Genomic DNA, 17,759 nt, shown 5'->3' with positions numbered 1-17,759 from the left:
CACTAGGGTCATTCCTTTGCCTGTCTATTACTCTTGAGCCAAGGCTACGCAGGGTGGCCATGGAGGAGTGAAATGAGGAGCAGCAACCCGGTCTTCTCGCGACGGGGGTTCAGCCGCGACAACGGCTACGCGGGCTTCAACACCGCGCCGCAGGCCGGGGGCGCAGCTGTAGGCACCCAGGGCAACCCGTACGCCCAGCCCGGCGCCGGCAACCCTTACGCCCAGAACCCTTACGCGCAGCAGGACCTCCAGTACGGCGCGCCGCCGCAGGCCCCCGCCGGCACCGGCCGGATGACGATGGACGACGTCGTCATGCGTTCGGCGATGACGCTCGGCACGGTCGTCGTCGGTGCCGTCCTCGCCTGGGCGCTGCTGCCGGTGTCGTCCAGCAGTTACGGCCTGGCGATCGGTGCCGCGCTCATCGCCTTCGTCCTGGCGATGGTCCAGTCGTTCAAGCGCAAGGCCTCGCCCGCGCTGATCCTGTCCTACGCCGCGTTCGAGGGTGTCTTCCTCGGCGTCTTCAGCGAGATGTTCAACGCCCGGTGGTCCGGCGCGCCCTTCCAGGCGGTGCTCGGCACGATGGCGGTCGCCGGCGCCACGCTGCTCATCTACAAGGCCGGCTGGATCCGTGTCACGGCCCGCTACGCCCGGATCGGTATGGCGATCGCCATCGCCTTCATCCTGGTCACTGCGGTCAACCTGCTGCTGGTCGTCTTCGGCGTCGCCGAGAACGGCGGTCTGCGCAGCATGGGCCCGCTCGGTGCGATCGTCGGCATCATCGCGATCGTGCTCGGCGCGTTCTTCCTGACGCTCGACTTCAAGCAGATCCAGGACGGCATCGCCTACGGCGCGCCGCGCGAGGAGTCCTGGCTGGCCGCGTTCGGCCTGACCATGACGCTCGTGTGGATCTACGTCGAGATGCTGCGCCTGGTCGCCATCTTCAGCGGCGACGACTGAGCGGCACAGCGGCTGACGCCGACGCGTGACGATGCGTGAAGGGGCCCCGGGTTCTCCCGGGGCCCTTTCGCTGTTCTCGTCGTCGGGCGCGCTCAGAGCAGTTTGCGCGCGGCCCTCCTCAGGTCGTACTCGTGGATGATCGCTTTGGCGTGGCCGTACGCGAGGTCGTATTCGTGACGCAGCCAGCTGACCTTGTCCTCGAAGCGGAGGGCGGGGCCTTCTTCTACGGTCCGCAGCCAGTCGGCGACTTCACGACCGGTGCAATGGGGGATACGGGCGAGCAGATTGCGGTGGGTCTCCTCGGAGAAGACTTGGGACATCGGCGCCTCCGGATGCAATCGGGTGTAAGCCGGTCCTTCAGGTCACCGTGCCTGAGCGTTCGTCTGTTGGCAACAGTGCGGGTAGCCTGCCGCCGTGGTGGATACGACGCGTCTGATCAGTGCGATTGATCAATTTGCCGATCGGTTGAGGGCGGCACCGCAGAGCCGGTTGCAGCGGGGAGCCTCGGCGGAGGCGTTGGCGCTGGCCAGGGAGCTGGCCCGGTGGACGCAGTCGGTGGAGGAGCCGGGCAGGGAGCCTCGTGAGATGCCGGACGCGGGGATGTTCGCGGCGGCGGACCAGATCAGTGTCGCGGGGCGGGATCTGGCCGTCGTACTGACGACCGAGGCCGAGGTCGAGGAGGCCGTACGGGTGGTGGGGGAGGCTCAGAAACGGGCCGGGGTGTGACCCGCCGGCCGAAGCAGGCCGCCCTCGCGGCATCGTCCGTCCGGGAGCCGGGTCACCGTCCGCCCGGAGCGAGATCACCCTTCCGCCTAGAGCGACGCGATGACCCTGTCCGCCAGGATGTACACCGTCTCCTCACCGCACGTGAACGTCAGCGTGTACGCGCCCGAGATGCCCGAGCCGCCGAGGAGGGTCGGGGTCTCGCCGGAGCGCAGGGCGGCGGCGAGCCGCTCGGCGGTCTCGCGGTGGCCGGGGGTCATGCAGAGGGTCGTACCGTCGGCGAAGACGTAGACGTCGAGGGTGCCCAGGGGGCCGGGGCGGACGTCGGTCAGTTCGACGTGGGTCGAGGCCAGTTCCTCCAGGATGGACACCGTGCGTTCGTGGTCGTTGACGACCGGTGACGGGGCCGGTGTGAAGTCCGGGTGGGAGGGGTGGCGGCGGCGGGCGGCGGCCAGTTCGGGCGAGTCGCCGGCGAACTCTTCCGGCTCCGGGCCGGGCTCGGACACCGGCTCCAGCGGCTCCAGGCCCGCGAAATCGGCCTGCCGGGGGACGAACAGGTCGTTCTCGGTCAGGCCCAGCAGCGAGGGCGCGTCGGACACGTCACGGGCCTCCTGGGCGGCCCAGAAGGCGCGCGCCTCGGCCAGCTCCCGCTCCCGTTCCTCGGCCAGCGCCTCGGCCACGGCGGCCCGTATCTCCTCGGCGTCGGCCGCGGTGCGGGCCGCTGGCACCAGCGCATGGGCGGGGTTGCGGCCCGCGGCGAGCTCGTGGTGCAGGGCCGCGATCTGGCGGCGCAACTGCATCAGGGTGCGCAGGACGGCTACGCCCACGGCGCCTGTGGCGACCGTGGTGACCAGCAGGGCGATCGGCATGGCGCTCACTGACGTACTCCCGGTTCAAGGTCGACCCCCGACTTCCTACATCAGCTTGATGGGTGAACTAACCAGCTGTCAGTGCGTAACGTCACGAAACGGACAGGTCTTTGGGTCAGATGTTCAGTGTGGAACTGCTCTGACCTGCGGAGATCTCTGTGGCGAGGGAGATAGGTCACATCCTGGGGGAGATTGGATCACAAAACGGCCCAGAACCCCGGTTGTTGCGGGGTTCCGGGCCGATGCGTGACGCCTGGTGGTGTGCCCGTCACGCAGGGGTCACGGAAATCAGCTGAGGCGCTCGATGACCATCGCCATGCCCTGGCCGCCGCCGACGCACATCGTCTCCAGGCCGAACTGCTTGTCGTGCCACTGCAGGGAGTTGATGAGCGTGCCGGTGATCCGGGCGCCGGTCATGCCGAAGGGGTGGCCGACGGCGATGGCGCCGCCGTTGACGTTCAGCTTCTCCAGCGGGATGCCCAGGTCGCGGTAGGACGGGATCACCTGGGCGGCGAACGCCTCGTTGATCTCGACCAGGTCGATGTCGCCGATCGTCAGCCCGGCGCGGGACAGGGCCTGCTGGGACGCCGCCACGGGGCCGTAGCCCATGATCTCGGGCGACAGGCCCGAGACGCCGGTGGAGACGATCCGGGCGAGCGGGGTCAGGCCGAGCTCGCGGGCCTTGGTGTCCGACATGATGATCAGGGCCGCGGCACCGTCGTTGAGCGGGCAGCAGTTGCCGGCGGTGATCATGCCGTCGGGGCGGAAGACCGGCTTCAGGCCCGCGACGCCCTCCATGCTGACGCCGGCGCGCGGGCCGTCGTCCTTGCCGACGACCGTGCCGTCGGGGAGTGTCACCGGGGTGATCTCGCGCTCCCAGAAGCCGTTCTTGATCGCTTCCTCGGCGAGGTTCTGCGAGCGGACGCCGAACTCGTCCATGTCCTGGCGGGTCACGCCCCACTGCCGGGCGAGGTTCTCGGCGGTCTGGCCCATCGCGATGTACGGGTCGGGGACGAGGCCGTCCTCGCGCGGGTCGTGCCAGGTCGAGCCCTCGCTCTCGGCGACCGCGGCGGTGCGGGCCTCGGCTTCGGCGAAGATCGGGTTGCGCGTGTCGGGCAGGCTGTCGGAGTTGCCCTTGGTGAAGCGGGAGACGGTCTCGACGCCGGCCGAGATGAAGACGTCGCCCTCGCCGGCCTTGATGGCGTGCAGGGCCATGCGGGAGGTCTGCAGCGACGAGGAGCAGTAGCGGGTGATCGTGCAGCCGGGCAGATGGTCCATGCCCATCTGCACGGCGACGATCCGGCCGAGGTTGTTGCCCTGCTCGCCGCCGGGCAGGCCGCAGCCGAGCATCAGGTCGTCGATGTCCTTCGGGTCCAGCTCGGGGACCTTGGCGAGGGCGGCCTGGATGATCGTGGCGGTGAGGTCGTCGGGGCGCAGGTCCTTCAAAGAGCCCTTGAAGGCGCGGCCGATGGGGGAGCGGGCGGCAGAGACGATCACGGCTTCGGGCATCACGGCTCCAGACGGCGTGGGAAGGGTGTACGGGGGAAGTTACCCGTACGTAGGCTGCCGGTCACCGGCATCCTCGTGTGACGCGGACCTCTTTTCCAAGCGCTTGCTTAGCGTATCGGACGAGTCCGTCGTCGTCTGCTGGGCGGGCCGCCGGGCGAAGAGCCAGTTCACCGGCGGCCGGGTCAGCGGCTGAGCCAGCCGCCGTACGAACGCGGAGCCGAGCAGGGCCGCGAGCAACACGCCGGCCAGCATCAGGCCGAGCAGTTCCAGGCGGGTGTCGGCGCGCTGGATCCAGCCCATCTCCCGCACCGGCAGGATGACCAGCGGATGCAGCAGGTAGATGGTGAAGCCGCCGGCGCCGAGCGCGGAGATCATCGGGAGCCGCTTCCTCGGCGTGACGCGCAGCAGGCACAGGGCGAGGCCCACGGCAGTGGCCAGGACGGCCAGCCGGATCAGCCAGGCGCCTTCGAGGCCGAGCCGGGTGTCGGCGACGTACGGGTGGCGCATCGACGTCCAGTTCCCCTTGACGTCGGCGTGCCACAGCCAGGACACCACGCCCCAGGCGAGGATTCCCGCGACGGCCATCGGCAGGCTCCAGCGGCTCTCGAACCACTCCCGCAGCGCCCCCTGGCCCAGCCGCCAGCCGATGTAGAACAGCGGCAGGTACACGAGGGTCCGGCTGGCCGAGTACATCAGGCCGAACTCCTCCAGGTACCCCACGCTCAGCGACACGATCGTGGTGATCAGCAGCGGGTGGCGCAGCTGGACGACCAGCGGCAGGAGCAGCCGCCAGAAGAAGAGCGACATCAGGAACCACAGCGTCCACGGCAGCTGGGCGATGTGCAGCTTGAAGGGGCTGCCGAGCGCGTACATCTCCAGGGAGAACAGCAGGCTGCACAGCAGGGCGGGTATCGCGATGTTGCGCAGGAGCGTGCGCAGATGGCGCGAGCCGAGCGGGCCCGCGCCGCTGAAGACGCCCGCCAGCACGACGAACATCGGGACGCGGAAGGCCCAGGTCGCGACGTTGAAGGCGTGCAGCGAGTCATGGCGGCTCATGATGCTGCCGATGGTGTGCAGGACCACGATCAGGGCGGCGGAGACGAAGCGGGTGTTGTCCCACCAGGGATCCCGGCTCCGGCTCTGGGAGCCGGCGGGTCTCGGAAGCGGCTTTTCCATCGCGGCGTGGTGCTCCTGACAGACGCATGACAGTGAAGGGATGTGGGGGGAGTGAAGACGTCACCTTCGCCGCGTCCGGAAGTGCTGGGGTTACATCAGGCGACTCCTGTGGTGAACGCTGCGTGTACGGAAGGGGATGCGGACCGGGACGCGGCCCCGGCGGCGGGCCGCGTCCGGCGCGGTCAGGGCTGCGACGTGTGGCTCGTCGGTTCCGTCGCGGCCGTCTCCGGTTCCTGCACCCGGCGCCGGCGGCGGCGCTTCAGCAGGGCCCACGGTCCCCGGGGCCCCGTCGGCAGGGCTGCCGTGACCTCCGTGCCCGCCTCGGAGGCCGCCTCGGCGGCGGCTCGGGCGACGGGGAGGAAGCCCTCGCGGCGCGAGACGTCCGGGCGCTCCTCCTCCGGCCACAGGCCGAGCGCCGCACAGAGCGTGGGCAGCACCGCCATCGCGGCGGTCGCGTAGCCCTCGGCGGAGGGGTGGTAGTTGTCGGGGCCGAACAGCTCGCGCGGGTTCGCGGCGAACTCGGGGCCCAGCAGGTCGCCCAGCGACACGGTGCGGCCGCCCTGCTCGACGACTCCGATCGTCTGGGCGGCCGCCAACTGGCGGGAGGCGCGTCTGGCCAGCCAGCGCAGCGGCTGCTGCACCGGCTCGATCGTGCCGAGGTCGGGACAGGTGCCGACGACCACCTCGGCGCCGGCCGTGCGCAGTCGCCGTACCGCCGACGCGAGGTGGCGCACCGAGCGGGTGGCCGGGATGCGGTTGGTGACGTCGTTCGCGCCGACCATGATCACGCAGATGTCGGGGATCCGGTTCTGGTCCGCGAGGGTCAGCGTCACCTGGCGGTCCAGATCGTCGGACATCGCGCCGGGCAGGGCGACGTTGCGCAGGTCGACCGGGCGTTCGGCGACCGCCGCGAGGCCCGAGGCGAGCAGCGCGCCCGGGGTCTGTCCGGCCCGGTGGACGCCCTGGCCGGCGGCTGTGGAGTCGCCCAGTATGGTCAGCCGCAGGGGCGGGCCGCCCGGGTTGTCGTACGTCCGTCCGTACCGCCCCTCCGCGTTCGGCACGTACGGCGTGGAGCCGTTGCCCACCTGGCGCCGGGCCAGCTGCACCTCTGCCAGCACCAGGCCGACGACCGCCGCACCGGCCAGGCCGATGCCTCCACCGCCGTATGCCGCACCGGCTGCGATGCGCCGGGCCACCCTCGCCCTCGACATCCTGGTCATCCCTCGACGCCACCTCCTCGCACCCGTACATCCACTCCTTGCCCCGAAGCGAGCCCCCGCCAATCTCAACGACGAGTGAACGCCGGTGACGGGCGTCGAGGTGATCACCGCCTTTGGTTGTCCTGAGGCCCGATCCGCCGGGCAGGCCATAGGCTGGCCGCATCACCCAGACCACTACTTCTGCGGCATCCGGAGACAACGGTGCAGTTCCACGACTCGATGATCAGTCTCGTCGGCAACACCCCGCTGGTGAGGCTCAACAACGTGACCAAGGGCATCAGGGCGACCGTCCTGGCCAAGGTCGAGTACTTCAACCCCGGCGGTTCCGTGAAGGACCGCATCGCGCTGCGCATGATCGAGGCGGCCGAGGAGAGCGGCGCGCTCAAGCCCGGCGGCACGATCGTCGAGCCGACCAGCGGCAACACCGGGGTGGGGCTGGCGATCGTGGCGCAGCAGAAGGGGTACCAGTGCATCTTCGTGTGCCCGGACAAGGTGTCCACGGACAAGATCAACGTGCTGCGGGCGTACGGCGCCGAGGTCGTCGTCTGCCCGACGGCCGTCGACCCCGAGCACCCCGACTCGTACTACAACGTCTCCGACCGGCTGGTGCGTGAGACGCCGAACGCCTGGAAGCCGGACCAGTACTCCAACCCCAACAACCCGCTCTCGCACTACCACTCGACCGGCCCCGAGCTGTGGGAGCAGACCGACGGGCGGATCACCCACTTCGTGGCCGGCGTCGGCACCGGCGGCACCATCTCCGGGACCGGCCGCTACCTGAAGGAGATCAGCGACGGCGCGGTCAAGGTCGTCGGCGCCGACCCCGAGGGCTCGGTGTACTCGGGCGGGTCCGGGCGGCCGTACCTCGTCGAGGGCGTCGGTGAGGACTTCTGGCCGACGGCGTACGACCGGACCGTCGCCGACGAGATCGTCGCCGTGTCCGACAAGGACTCCTTCCAGATGACCCGGCGCCTGGCCAAGGAGGAGGGCCTGCTGGTGGGCGGATCCTGCGGCATGGCCGTCGTCGCGGCGCTGCGGGTGGCCGAGCGGCTCGGCGAGGACGACGTGGTGGTCGTGCTGCTCCCGGACAGCGGCCGCGGCTACCTCAGCAAGATCTTCAACGACGAGTGGATGGCCGACTACGGCTTCCTGGAGGACGCCGGCCCCAGCGCCCGCGTCGGCGACGTGCTGAACGACAAGGAGGGCGACGCCATCCCCACCCTCGTCCACATGCACCCGGACGAGACGGTCGGTGAGGCCATCGACGTGCTGCGCGAGTACGGCGTCTCGCAGATGCCGATCGTCAAGCCGGGCGCCGGGCACCCGGACGTGATGGCCGCCGAGGTCGTGGGCTCGGTCGTGGAACGGGAGCTGCTGGACGCGCTGTTCACCAAGAGCGCCTCGCTCGACGACCCGTTGGAGAAGCACATGTCGTCGCCGCTGCCCCAGGTCGGCTCCGGCGAGCCGGTCGCGGACCTGATGTCCGTGCTCGGTTCGGCGGACGCGGCGATCGTCCTCGTCGAGGGCAAGCCGACCGGTGTGATCAGCCGGCAGGACCTGCTCGCCTTCCTCGCCAGGAGCGCGAAGTAGCGGCCAACCGGCGGTCAACGCGCCATGTCGGCGGCGAACTCGCGGTGACGTGCGCGTTTGTGGACTTCTCGGAAGTGGTACGAGCGCGTCACGTGCGCGCAGCACCGGCTTAACACGGATCCGGCACATTGGTGGGTGTCGGCAGGGCGGGAGCGGCTCCCCGCCCAGGCCGGCCCGTACGGCGCCAGGGAACCTCCGGAGCGGCTCCCGGACCTCCATGGACGCCACGGACGCGCAAGCCCGGCCCTGACCGGCCCGCGTCCTTCGCGGGGACCGCCGTCGTCCCGCCCCCCGGCAACGGGGGTGCGGCGGTCCCCGCGCACACTCTTCCCCGGAGGTCAGTCCTCCCAGTCGCCGTCCTGCCCGGACGTGCGGCGCCCGCCGAACAGCCCCGGGTTCACGCGGCTCGCCTGGAAGACGTTGACGCCGACGATGCCGGCCCAGGCGACCAGCAGACCGGGCAGGTTGGCCACGCCGCCGCCGATCGCCGACAGCGGCACCGCCAGCACCAGCGAGACGATGCCGAAGCCGAAGCGCTCGCCCCAGGAGTCGGTCGGCCTCGGTGACCGCGAGTCCCGCGCCACCACCATCTGCTGCTCGGCCAGGTGGCGCCGCACCCGGCGGTCCACGGCCCCGTCGATGCGCTGCTCGACCTTCTCCAGGAACGAGTCGACCAGCGCGGAGTCGTACTCCTCGCCCAGTTCCCTGCGGGCCTGCAGGGTGGCGTCGAGTTCCTTCTTCAGCTCGGTGTCCCGCGCGTCCATTCCGCTCATGCGCTTCACGGTAGGGAGCGCGGCCGCCGGCCGCACTGGGGATAGCCCCCCTGTCGTCGGCGGGGTCAGCCGGTGGCCGCCAGGCCCTTGCGCGCGGCGTAGTCGTCGGCCACGTCCTGGGGGTCCTTCTTGTCCTTGTCGACCAGGCGGTTGAGCTCGGTGAGGTCCGCCGTGGTCAGGACGTTGCCGAGTTCGGCGAGCGCCTTGCGGACCGTGGCGTCGGCCTTGCGGTCGGCGATGAGGGGGACGACGTGCTGGCCGGGTATCAGGTTCCTGGGGTCGGTCAGGACCACCCAGCCGTTCTCCTGGATGTCGGTGTCGGTGGTGAAGAGGTTGGCCACGTCGACGTCGCCCTTCTTCAGGGCGCCCTTGACGAGCGGTCCGGAGGAGTCGAGCGACTTGAACTCCTTGAACTCGACGCCGTAGACGTCCTTGAGGCCGACGGCCCCGACCTGTCGCTTCTTCACCTCTGGTGCCGCGCCGATGACCAGCTTGCCGTTCTGCTTCTTCAGGTCGGCCAGCGAGGCCAGGCCGTACTTCTCGGCCGTCTCCCGGGTCACCGCGAAGGCGTCGGAGTCCTCCGCCATGCCGTACGGCAGCACCTGGAGGCCGGCCGGGAGGGCCATGGTGAGGGCGTTCTGCATCGCGCCCTCCTCCGTCGCCGTGGCCTTGGGGTCGACGTAGTGCAGGAGGGCGCCCTGGTACTCGGGCAGCAGGTCGATGTCCCCGCCGCGCAGGGCGGGGATGAGGATCTCGCGGGTGCCCAGGTTGGGGCGCACGGTGACCCGGACGCCGGCCGCGGTGAGCACCGCCGCGTACAGGTACCCGAGCACCTGGTTCTCGGTGAAGTTGGCCGTGCCGATGGTGAGGCCGCCCTTGCTGGAGCCGCCGCCCGAGGTCGTCGTGCCTTGGCTGTCGAGGCTGGTGATGCCGCTGGAACAGGCGGAGAGGGCGGTGACGGAGCCTGCGGCGAACAGGCCGCCGAGGAGCTTACGACGGTTCATGTCAGGGGTTCCCTACGCGGTGCGGTGGCGGAAGAGGGCGCGCTGGAGGGCGGACAGGGCGAGGTCGAGGGCGACGGCGACCACGGCGACCAGCACGGCGCCGCCGAGCACCTGCACGAGGTCGCGCTGGGCGAGGCCGTCGAAGACGTACCGGCCGAGGCCGCCGAAGGAGACGTACGCGGCGATCGTCGCCGTGGCCACGACCTGGATGAGGGCCAGGCGCAGGCCGGTCATGATCAGGGGCAGGGCCAGCGGCAGTTCGACCTGGAGCAGCACCTGGTGGCCGCGCATGCCCTGGCCGCGGGCCGCGTCGCGGACGTCCGGGTCCACCGCCGTCATGCCGGCGTAGGTGTTGGTGACGATCGCCGGGACCGCGAGGGCGACCAGCGCGACGTAGACCGGCCACATGGACAGGCCGCTGGCCAGGAAGACCAGCACGACCAGGCCGACGGTGGGCAGGGCGCGGCCGAAGGACGCCAGGTTGATGGCGAGGAAGGCGCCCCGGCCGGTGTGGCCGATGAGCAGGCCCAGCGGGAGGCCGATCGCGGCGGCGACGAGGGTGGCCAGCAGCGAGTACTGGAGGTGCTCGGCCAGGCGGTGGGCGATGCCGTCCGGACCGGACCACTGCTCGCCGCTGGTCAGCCAGGAGCCGAGGTTCGTGAAGAGTTCGTACATCTCAGGCTCGCCGCCTCGTCCACGGGGTGAGTACGTACTGGACGGCGACCAGCAGCGCGTCCGCGACCACCGCGAGCAGCAGTGTGAGGACCACGCCCGCGATCACGGGGGTCGGGAAGTTGCGCTGGAAGCCGTCGGTGAAGAGCTGGCCGAGGCCGCCGTCGCCGATGTAGGTGGCGACCGAGACCAGGGAGATCGACATGACGGTGGCGATGCGGACGCCTGCCATGATCACGGGCAGGGCCAGCGGGAGTTCGACCGTGAGGAGGGTGCGCAGCGGGCGGGTGCCCATCGCCTGCGCCGCCTCCTTGGTCCTGGTCGGGACCGAGTCCAGGCCCTCGACCGTGTTCCGGAGCAGCACGACCAGGGTGTAGATCGTCAGGCCGGTGACGGTGGTGGTGCGAGTGAGGCCGCTGACCGGGAGCAGCAGCACGAAGACCGCGATCGAGGGGATGGTGAACAGGACGTTCGACATGCCGAGCAGCAAGCCGCGCAAGGGCCGGATCCGGTGGGCCACGACGGCCAGCGGAAGCGAGATCAGCAGGCCGGACAGGACTGCCGCAAGGGCCGCCTGGAGGTGCGAGACGGTCAGGGCGGTGAGGTCGTCGGTGTGGTCGGATATCCACGACCAGTCGATGGTCATGCGGCCGGCACCTCCCCGTGGGCCCGGTTCGCGTGCTCGTGGATGTCGTCGCGGGACGAGACGCCGGTGAGGACGCCGTCCGCGTCGACGCGTGCGACGAGGCCGGTGGGGGAGGCGACCGACTCGTTGAGCGCGGACAGCAGCGAGTCGCCGTCCTGGAGCGGCCGTACGGGGACCGTGGTGTCGTCCGCGGCCCAGTGCAGCGGCCTGCGCGCCTCGTCGAGGGCGAGGGTCCAGGTGCCGCCCTCCGGTGCCGGGCCCTGCGGTACGGCCGCCAGGGTCCTGAGCGAGAGCAGCTTCAGGCCGCGTTCGGCGCCGAGGAAGTCCGCCACGAAGTCGTCGGCCGGGCGGGCGAGGAGTTCGGCGGGCGGGGCGCACTGGACCAGGTGGCCGCCGGTGCGGAAGATCGCGATCCGGTCGCCCAGGCGGACGGCCTCGTCGACGTCGTGGGTGACGAAGACGATGGTCTTGTGCAGTTCCTTCTGGAGGCGCAGCAGTTCCTGCTGGAGCTGGTTGCGGACCACCGGGTCGACCGCGCCGAACGGCTCGTCCATCAGCAGCACCGGCGGGTCGGCGGCGAGCGCGCGGGCGACGCCGACGCGCTGCTGCTGTCCGCCGGAGAGCTGGTGGGGGTAGCGGCGGCCGGTCTCGGCGGACAGGCCGACGGTCTCCAGCAGCCCGGCCGCCTTCGCGCGGGCCTTGCGCCTGCCCCAGCCGAGCAGCAGCGGGACGGTGGCGATGTTGTCCAGCACCGTGCGGTGCGGAAAGAGGCCCGACTGCTGGATGACGTAGCCGATGGAGCGGCGCAGTTCGGCGGCGTCCTGCTGCTGGACGTCCTTGCCGCCGACCCGGATGGTGCCGGAGGTCGGCTCGACCATTCGGTTGATCATCCTCAGGGTGGTCGTCTTGCCGCAACCGGAGGATCCGACGAGGACGGTCACGCCGCCTTCCGGCATCCGGAGGGTGAGGTCGTGGACTGCGGTGGTGCCGTTGGGGAAGCGCTTGTGGACCGCGTCGAACTGGATCATGAGATGTCCCTTGCCCGCCTGTATAACGTCATGCAGAGTTCTTGGTGTCTGAATAGGTTGTCAATGCTCCGGCGGCAATCCGCGGTGGCCAATGGCCGGTAGGCAAGATCGTGTGTCCGGTTCGAGGAGGGTTTGCGCGTGATGTCGTCTCGCATCGTGGACGCCCCGGAGGGGGCAGTGAGCACCCTCGTGGTGCTGGACGGACGCGGGATGGGCGTCACCGACGTCGTCCGGCTGGCCGACGGGGCCGCGCGGCCGGTGCCGGGGACCGAGGCGATGAAGCGCGCGGAGGAGTCCTGGGACGCCGCCCGCATGATCGCCGCGACCGGGCGCGTGTACGGCCGCTCCACCGGAGTCGGCGCCAACCGGAACGAGGACGTGCCCACCGAGGCCGCCGCCGCGCACGGGCTGCGGCTGCTGCGCAGTCACGCCGGGGCCATCGGCGAGGAGCTGCCCGCGCGGCAGGTGCGGGCGATGCTCGCCGTCCGGGCCAACCAGCTGCTGGCGGGTGGCGCCGGCCTGCGGCCGTCCGTCGTCACCGCACTGTGCGAGGCGCTGGACGCCGGGGCCTACCCACAGGTCAACGAGTTCGGTTCGGTCGGCACCGGGGACATCGCCGCGCTGGCCCAGATGGGGCTCGCGCTGGCCGGGGAACACCCCTGGCGGGGCGCGGGCGCCCCCGAGGCGCAGCCGCTGGACAACAACGACGCCCTGGCGCTGATCAGCAGCAACGCCCTCACCCTCGGCCAGTCCGCGCTCGCCCTGCACGAGCTGCGCGGACTGCTCGCCGCCACCCAGGTCGTCGCCGCGCTGTCCCTGCTGGCCGTCGACGGCTCGCACGAGGCGTACGCCGCCCCCGTGCACACCGCCCGGCCGCACCGCGGCACGGCCGACGTCGCCCGCCGGATGCGGCGGCTGATCGGCGCCGCCGACCGGCCGCACCCGCCGCTCGGCCGGCTCCAGGACCCGTACGGCTTTCGCTGCCTGCCCCAGATCCACGGCCCCGCCCAGGACGCCGCCGACGCCCTGGAGGACGTCCTCACCGTCGAGATCAACGCGGCCGCGGAGAACCCGCTGATCTCCCCCGAGGACATGGCCGCCTACCACCACGGCGGCTTCTACCAGGCCCAGCTCGCCCTCGCCCTGGACCACTTCCGGCTGGCCATAACGCAGGTGGCGCGCCTGTCCACGTCCCGGCTGTCGACGCTGAACGAGCCCGCCTACACCCGGCTGCGCCCCTTCCTCGCCGACCACGAGGCCGCCTCCTCCGGCGTGATGATCCTGGAGTACGCCGCCGGGGCCGCCCTCGGCGATCTGCGGGCCTTCTCCGCGCCCGCGTCGCTCGGCCACGCTGTACTCTCCCGAGGCGTCGAGGAACAGGCCAGCTTCGCCTCGCTCGCCGCACGTCAGACACTGCGCCTGTGCGACGCGTACCGTCTGGTCGTCGGCTGCGAACTCGTCGCCGCCGTACGGGCGTTGCGCCAGCGCGGCCTGCGCCCCGAACCGGAGCTGCCGGCCGGCCGGGCGCTGGAGCTCGCCGAGTCGGTGCTGGACGCGGACCCGGCCGACCGGCCGCTCACGCACGACGTGACGGCGGCGGCCGGCCTGCTCGACCGGTTCACGGACATCTGGAGGGGGAGCACGTCATGACCGGGGACATGAACACGGGTGTGCCGGACAGCCCGGCCGCACGGCTGCAGGCGCTGTTCGAGGGGCACCGGCTGACGCCGACCCAGCGGCGCATCGCGCACAGCATGGTGCGGCGCGCCGCCGACGTGCCGTTCCTGTCCAGCGTCGAGCTGGCCGAACTCGCCGGGGTCAGCCAGCCGTCCGTGACCCGCTTCGCGGTCGCCCTCGGCTTCGACGGCTACCCCGCGCTGCGCCGGCACCTGCGCGAGGTCGCGCCCGCCGAGCAGCCGGCGGACGCGGCGTCGTACAACGAGTACCAGCAGGCCGTCGAGGCCGAGATCGAGAACCTCCGGCACCTCGCCGAACTGCTCGCCGATCCCCGGCCCGTGCACGAGGCCGGGCGGCTGCTGGCCGCTTCCCGCCCGCTGCCGGTACTGGGACTGCGCGCGGCGGCCTCCCAGGCGTACGGCTTCGCCTACTTCGCCGCCAAGGTCCATCCGGACGTCTGGCTGCTCCACGAGGGCGGCACGATGATCCACGACCGGATCGACGGGGCCGTACGGGCGGGCGCCTCGGCGCTGCTCTGCTTCGCGCTGCCCCGGCATCCACGGGAGGTCGTGGACACGCTGGCGTACGCCAAGGGGGCCGGGCTGACCGTGGTGACCGTCGCCGACTCGGCCTTCGCACCGGTCGCCAAGGTGTCCGACCTGCTGCTGCCCGCCGCCGTCGGCACCGGACTCGCCTTCGACACGGCGTGCGCGCCGATGCTGCTGGGGCGGGTGCTGCTGGAGGCGATGTGCGACGACCTCCCGGACGCGCAGGCGCGGCTGGAGGAGTTCGACGCGCGGGCGGCGGCGCGAGGGCTGTTCGTGGAGTGAGCGGGCGCCCGCGTCCGCCGCGGCCCGCGGTTTCTCAGACTTGTCTCACTTTCCCTCGCTAGCCTGCGTTTTCCAAGAACTGAGACGGCGTGGGACAGGTGGGACAGGAGGCCGAACATGGTGCGCGGAGGTCAGGGACTGGCCCGGGTGGCCTGCGTCGTGCGGGCGGGGGCAGCGCCCCTGTGGTGGCTCGGGGTGGTCGCGGCCGGCATCGGTGTGCTGGTGCCGGGGCTGACGGGGCGCCGGATCGGCGTCCTGGCGGGGGCCGTGCTGTTCGTCCTGGCGGCGGCCTTCGTGGCCGGCACGCGCCGCAAGCGGTACGCCGCCCTCGCCCGCGGCGCCGCCCGCGCCGCCAAGCACGACGTGCTCCAGGACCGCGCCGTGACCGTGCGCAACTGGCGGCGCAGGCACCGCTGGTGGCTGTTGCTCGCCTTCCTGGCCGCGCTGGGCGGCTCGTTCGCCGCGCCCGCCGCCGGCGGCATGCTGCTCGCCGGGTGCGGTGCGGGGCTGTGGTGGAAGGCGGGGTGGCTCGGGCGGCGCGAGCGGGCCGAGGAGACGCTGCTGTGGGTACGCGTCGACTGGCTGCGCGGCGGCGGCCGCCCGGCCGGCAAGGCGGTCGGGGCGTACCGCGCCACGGGTGTCGCGGCGGGCGACGCGGCACCTGGTGGCGCGCGTCGCCGTACCGCCGCACCGGTCTGAGCCGAGGCCTCAGACTTCGAGGTCCTCCTCGATCCGCCGCAGCTGGTGACGGGCCATCGCGAGGTTGGACCGCTTGGCGTCCAGCACGAGGTAGAGGAAGAGCCCGTTGCCGCTGCGGCCGCTGAGCAGACGGATCAGGTGGTACTGGTCCGACAGCGTGATCAGGATGTCCTCGATCTGGCCCTTGAGCCCGAGGTGCTCCATCGTGCGCATCTTGGCGCGGACCACGTCGGTGTTGCCGGCCGCCGCGACGTTCAGGTCGAAGGTCTTGCTGCCGCCCATCGTGCCCAGCGCCATGCCGGTGGTGTAGTCGACGAGGGCGACTCCGGTGGCGCCCTCGATCGAGGCGAGGGCTTCCTTCAGGGTGGTCTCGGTGTTCGCCATGGTGGTGGTGTTTCCTCTCAACTTTCCGTGGTGGTGGATGTGTTCGTGGGGGTGCGGGGAGTGCGGCGGACGGGCTTCTGGCGCGTCGTGGGGGCCGTCTCGGGTTTCGCGGGGAGCAGGGGCGGCGGGGCCGGTGGCAGGGCGTCGACCAGCTCGCCGATGCGGGCGCCGGTGCGGCGGCCCTCCAGGTGCAGCCGGCCGACGTTGACGCGGTCCTCGGCGAGCAGGGTCAGTACGGCGGTGTCACCCGCGGCGTACGTCGCCACATAGCCGCGCATGCCGCGCACCAGCAGTTCGCGCAGCTCGCCCCGGCCGGTCGCGTCCGTGACGCGCACCGCGACGCCGAGCGCGGCGGCGGTCAGCGCGGCGAGCCCCTCCGGCTCGACGCCGGGGGTGTCGTGGGCGATGACCAGGCCGTCCACGCTGGCGGCGAGGGCGCCGGTCAGCTGGGGGACGCGGGCTCTCAGCCGGTGCAGTTCGTCGAGGATCGGGGGTTCCACCGCCATCAGGGCTCTCCTCTCGGCGGGCGGGCGAGGCGGTTGCCGCGGCGTCGCTTGTCGTGGTGCGAGTTGGCCCTGCGCCGGCTGTCCCTGCGCGGACTGTCGCGGTTGCTGCCGTTCAAAGGGCCTCCAGCGCATCCCTGACCCTCTTCAGCAGTGCGATGTCGGGGTGTTCGAGGGAGCCCGGCCCGAGCGGGGTGCCGGGCAGCGTGCGGCCGGGGGTGCGGGTCGTGAGCGGATCGGCGGGTGCGGGGCCGGCGGGGGGAGGGTGGCCCACGGGGGCCGGCGCCGGGTGCTCGTGGCCGCGCGGGGTCGGGTGTCCGGAGGTGGCAGGGTTGCCGGGGCCCGGGTGTTCGGAGGCGGCGGGGCCGCCTGGGGCCCTGTCTACGAAGGCGGCGGAGTCACCTGGGGCCCTGTCCATGAAGGTGGCGGGGTTACCGTGGGCCGGGTGTCCCAACGCGGTGGGGTCGCCGAGGGCGGTGGGGTCGCCCGGGGCCGTGTGCTCGGCCCAGGGGCCGCCGTCCGTGCCGGGGTGTGCCGTGCGGGGTGCCACCAGGCCGGCCGCTGCCAGCCGGCGTATGGACACCAGGGTGTGGAAGGCCGGTCTGCCCAGGTCGCGGGCGATGTCCGTGGCCGTGCGCAGACCGTCCACGCGGGCCAGCACCGCGCTCTGCCGGGGCGGGACCGCCGGCGCGGCGGCGGTGTCGAGCCGCTCCAGGGGTGCGCTGTCGGTCGCCGGGTCCGGCCAGATGCGGTGCAGCAGGGCACGGCGGCGCAGCGTCTCCTGTTCGACGGAGCCGACCGGCACCGGGTGCACGGAACCGAGCCAGTGCGTGGGGCCGTACCGGAAGCGCCCCGGGGTGCTGCTGGGCGCGAGGGCGAAGTACGCGGCGTCGTACAGCGCGCTCAGGTGGCACAACTCCAGTGCGCCGGGCGCGAGCCGGCCGCCGTCCAGGAGGGCGCGGTCGGCGCCCTCCGGCTCGTCGGCCCGCTCGACGGCGTCCTGCCAGTCCCGGGCGTCGAGGGTGCCGTGCGCCGTGAGAAGGATGTCGAGGCCGGGCGCGAGCGGGCTCTCGGCGTGCACCACCCGGCCCTCGGCGAGGTACAGGGTGCCGCTCGCGCGGACCAGGACGCCGGTGGCGCGCTCGGCGGCCAGGCGGGTCAGCATCGGGGAGACGCCCCCGGTGCGGTGCCGGGCCGCCTTGTCCCGTATCGGCAGTCTGGGAGGCGGTGTCGTGTCGACCATCGTCATCCCAGCACCAGCCGTCCGGCCATCTCGCCCAGCCGGATCCGGGCCAGCGCGAGGTTGCCGTCCGCCCGGCCCAGCCACAGATGCAGGAAGACGCTGCTGTCGAACGACGTCCGCACGAACCGCAGCACGTGATAGCTGTCCCGGTTGCTGAGGATCAGGTCCTCGACCGGTGGGTCGGCGGCGTCCGGCGCGTCCTCGCCGTCCGCGCCGCCGACGGGCGCGAACGCCCGCTGCGCGGCGGCCAGCCGGG

At 72.0% G+C, this 17,759-nt stretch carries 19 protein-coding genes and 1 pseudogene; 6 read left to right on the top strand and 14 right to left on the bottom strand.

Features of this window, described 5'->3' with window-relative positions; all coding sequences use genetic code 11:
* Nucleotides 1-72 precede the first annotated feature (72 nt).
* Nucleotides 73-957, top strand: coding sequence for a Bax inhibitor-1/YccA family protein (locus tag AB0O67_RS16380; RefSeq protein WP_365450478.1), 885 nt, complete (start codon nt 73-75; stop codon nt 955-957).
* A 92-nt stretch (nt 958-1,049) separates the two neighbouring features.
* Here the strand turns inward: AB0O67_RS16380 and AB0O67_RS16375 are convergent, their stop codons facing one another.
* Nucleotides 1,050-1,277, bottom strand: coding sequence for a DUF4287 domain-containing protein (locus tag AB0O67_RS16375; RefSeq protein WP_365450476.1), 228 nt, complete (start codon nt 1,275-1,277; stop codon nt 1,050-1,052).
* Between the two features lie 94 nt (nt 1,278-1,371).
* On the opposite strand from AB0O67_RS16375, the gene AB0O67_RS16370 reads away from it, so the two are divergent.
* On the top strand, nt 1,372-1,683 hold the full coding sequence (locus tag AB0O67_RS16370) for a hypothetical protein (RefSeq protein ID WP_365450474.1): 312 nt from the start codon (nt 1,372-1,374) through the stop codon (nt 1,681-1,683).
* An 86-nt stretch (nt 1,684-1,769) separates the two neighbouring features.
* On the opposite strand, the gene AB0O67_RS16365 is transcribed toward AB0O67_RS16370, so the two are convergent.
* The 4 genes from AB0O67_RS16365 to AB0O67_RS16350 form a co-directional block, all read right to left on the bottom strand.
* Complete coding sequence (locus AB0O67_RS16365) at nt 1,770-2,558, bottom strand: hypothetical protein (RefSeq protein ID WP_365450472.1); 789 nt, start codon at nt 2,556-2,558, stop codon at nt 1,770-1,772.
* Between the two features lie 279 nt (nt 2,559-2,837).
* Nucleotides 2,838-4,058, bottom strand: coding sequence for an acetyl-CoA C-acetyltransferase (locus tag AB0O67_RS16360; RefSeq protein WP_365450471.1), 1,221 nt, complete (start codon nt 4,056-4,058; stop codon nt 2,838-2,840).
* A 39-nt stretch (nt 4,059-4,097) separates the two neighbouring features.
* On the bottom strand, nt 4,098-5,234 hold the full coding sequence (locus AB0O67_RS16355; RefSeq protein ID WP_365450469.1) for an acyltransferase family protein: 1,137 nt from the start codon (nt 5,232-5,234) through the stop codon (nt 4,098-4,100).
* A 182-nt stretch (nt 5,235-5,416) separates the two neighbouring features.
* The gene (locus AB0O67_RS16350; RefSeq protein WP_365450467.1) at nt 5,417-6,454 is read right to left on the bottom strand and encodes an SGNH/GDSL hydrolase family protein; all 1,038 of its coding nucleotides are present in this window, start codon (nt 6,452-6,454) and stop codon (nt 5,417-5,419) included.
* Between the two features lie 201 nt (nt 6,455-6,655).
* Between AB0O67_RS16350 and AB0O67_RS16345 the strand changes: the two genes are divergently transcribed.
* Nucleotides 6,656-8,044, top strand: a complete 1,389-nt coding sequence (locus AB0O67_RS16345) for a cystathionine beta-synthase (RefSeq protein ID WP_365450465.1) — start codon at nt 6,656-6,658, stop codon at nt 8,042-8,044.
* A gap of 338 nt (nt 8,045-8,382) precedes the next feature.
* Here AB0O67_RS16345 and AB0O67_RS16340 read toward each other — a convergent pair whose 3' ends face one another.
* From AB0O67_RS16340 to AB0O67_RS16320, 5 genes are all read right to left on the bottom strand, one after another.
* Nucleotides 8,383-8,808, bottom strand: coding sequence for a hypothetical protein (locus AB0O67_RS16340; RefSeq protein WP_365450532.1), 426 nt, complete (start codon nt 8,806-8,808; stop codon nt 8,383-8,385).
* A gap of 74 nt (nt 8,809-8,882) precedes the next feature.
* Entirely contained in the window at nt 8,883-9,821 is a 939-nt protein-coding gene (locus tag AB0O67_RS16335; RefSeq protein WP_365450463.1) for an ABC transporter substrate-binding protein, read from the bottom strand.
* Nucleotides 9,822-9,833: 12 nt separating this feature from the next.
* Entirely contained in the window at nt 9,834-10,496 is a 663-nt protein-coding gene (locus tag AB0O67_RS16330; protein WP_365450460.1) for an ABC transporter permease, read from the bottom strand.
* A gap of 1 nt (nt 10,497) precedes the next feature.
* Nucleotides 10,498-11,139, bottom strand: coding sequence for an ABC transporter permease (locus AB0O67_RS16325; protein WP_365450457.1), 642 nt, complete (start codon nt 11,137-11,139; stop codon nt 10,498-10,500).
* A complete protein-coding gene (locus AB0O67_RS16320) occupies nt 11,136-12,167 on the bottom strand; it encodes an ABC transporter ATP-binding protein (protein WP_365450455.1) in 1,032 nt (343 codons plus the stop codon). The genes AB0O67_RS16325 and AB0O67_RS16320 overlap by 4 nt, the downstream gene beginning before the upstream one ends.
* Before the next feature lie 141 nt (nt 12,168-12,308).
* Between AB0O67_RS16320 and AB0O67_RS16315 the strand changes: the two genes are divergently transcribed.
* The 3 genes from AB0O67_RS16315 to AB0O67_RS16305 all read left to right on the top strand — a co-directional run bounded on the left by AB0O67_RS16315 (nt 12,309) and on the right by AB0O67_RS16305 (nt 15,373).
* A complete protein-coding gene (locus AB0O67_RS16315; protein WP_365450453.1) occupies nt 12,309-13,817 on the top strand; it encodes an aromatic amino acid ammonia-lyase in 1,509 nt (502 codons plus the stop codon).
* Nucleotides 13,814-14,674 carry a MurR/RpiR family transcriptional regulator gene (locus AB0O67_RS16310; protein ID WP_365450450.1) on the top strand — a complete coding sequence of 287 codons (861 nt, stop codon included), beginning with the start codon at nt 13,814-13,816 and terminating at the stop codon, nt 14,672-14,674. Before AB0O67_RS16315 ends, AB0O67_RS16310 begins: the two co-directional genes overlap by 4 nt.
* A 117-nt stretch (nt 14,675-14,791) precedes the next feature.
* The gene (locus AB0O67_RS16305) at nt 14,792-15,373 is read left to right on the top strand and encodes a hypothetical protein (RefSeq protein WP_365450448.1); all 582 of its coding nucleotides are present in this window, start codon (nt 14,792-14,794) and stop codon (nt 15,371-15,373) included.
* Between the two features lie 9 nt (nt 15,374-15,382).
* Here the strand turns inward: AB0O67_RS16305 and AB0O67_RS16300 are convergent, their stop codons facing one another.
* The 4 genes and pseudogenes from AB0O67_RS16300 to AB0O67_RS16285 form a co-directional block, all read right to left on the bottom strand.
* Nucleotides 15,383-15,757: a hypothetical protein gene (locus AB0O67_RS16300; RefSeq protein WP_365450446.1), complete on the bottom strand. Its 375-nt coding sequence runs from the start codon at nt 15,755-15,757 to the stop codon at nt 15,383-15,385.
* Nucleotides 15,758-15,774: 17 nt separating this feature from the next.
* Nucleotides 15,775-16,263: a roadblock/LC7 domain-containing protein gene (locus AB0O67_RS16295; protein WP_365450444.1), complete on the bottom strand. Its 489-nt coding sequence runs from the start codon at nt 16,261-16,263 to the stop codon at nt 15,775-15,777.
* A 112-nt stretch (nt 16,264-16,375) separates the two neighbouring features.
* The gene (locus AB0O67_RS16290; RefSeq protein ID WP_365450441.1) at nt 16,376-17,509 is read right to left on the bottom strand and encodes a hypothetical protein; all 1,134 of its coding nucleotides are present in this window, start codon (nt 17,507-17,509) and stop codon (nt 16,376-16,378) included.
* Nucleotides 17,506-17,759: pseudogene (locus AB0O67_RS16285) on the bottom strand (hypothetical protein); the annotation flags it as partial. The pseudogene AB0O67_RS16285 and the gene AB0O67_RS16290, both read right to left, overlap by 4 nt.

Origin of the sequence: Streptomyces sp. NPDC086077 (genome assembly GCF_040686175.1) — a bacterium.
Classification (GTDB): Bacteria; Actinomycetota; Actinomycetes; order Streptomycetales; family Streptomycetaceae; genus Streptomyces.
Note: the sequence above shows the minus strand (reverse complement) of the source record. Positions and strands in the feature narration are given on the sequence as shown.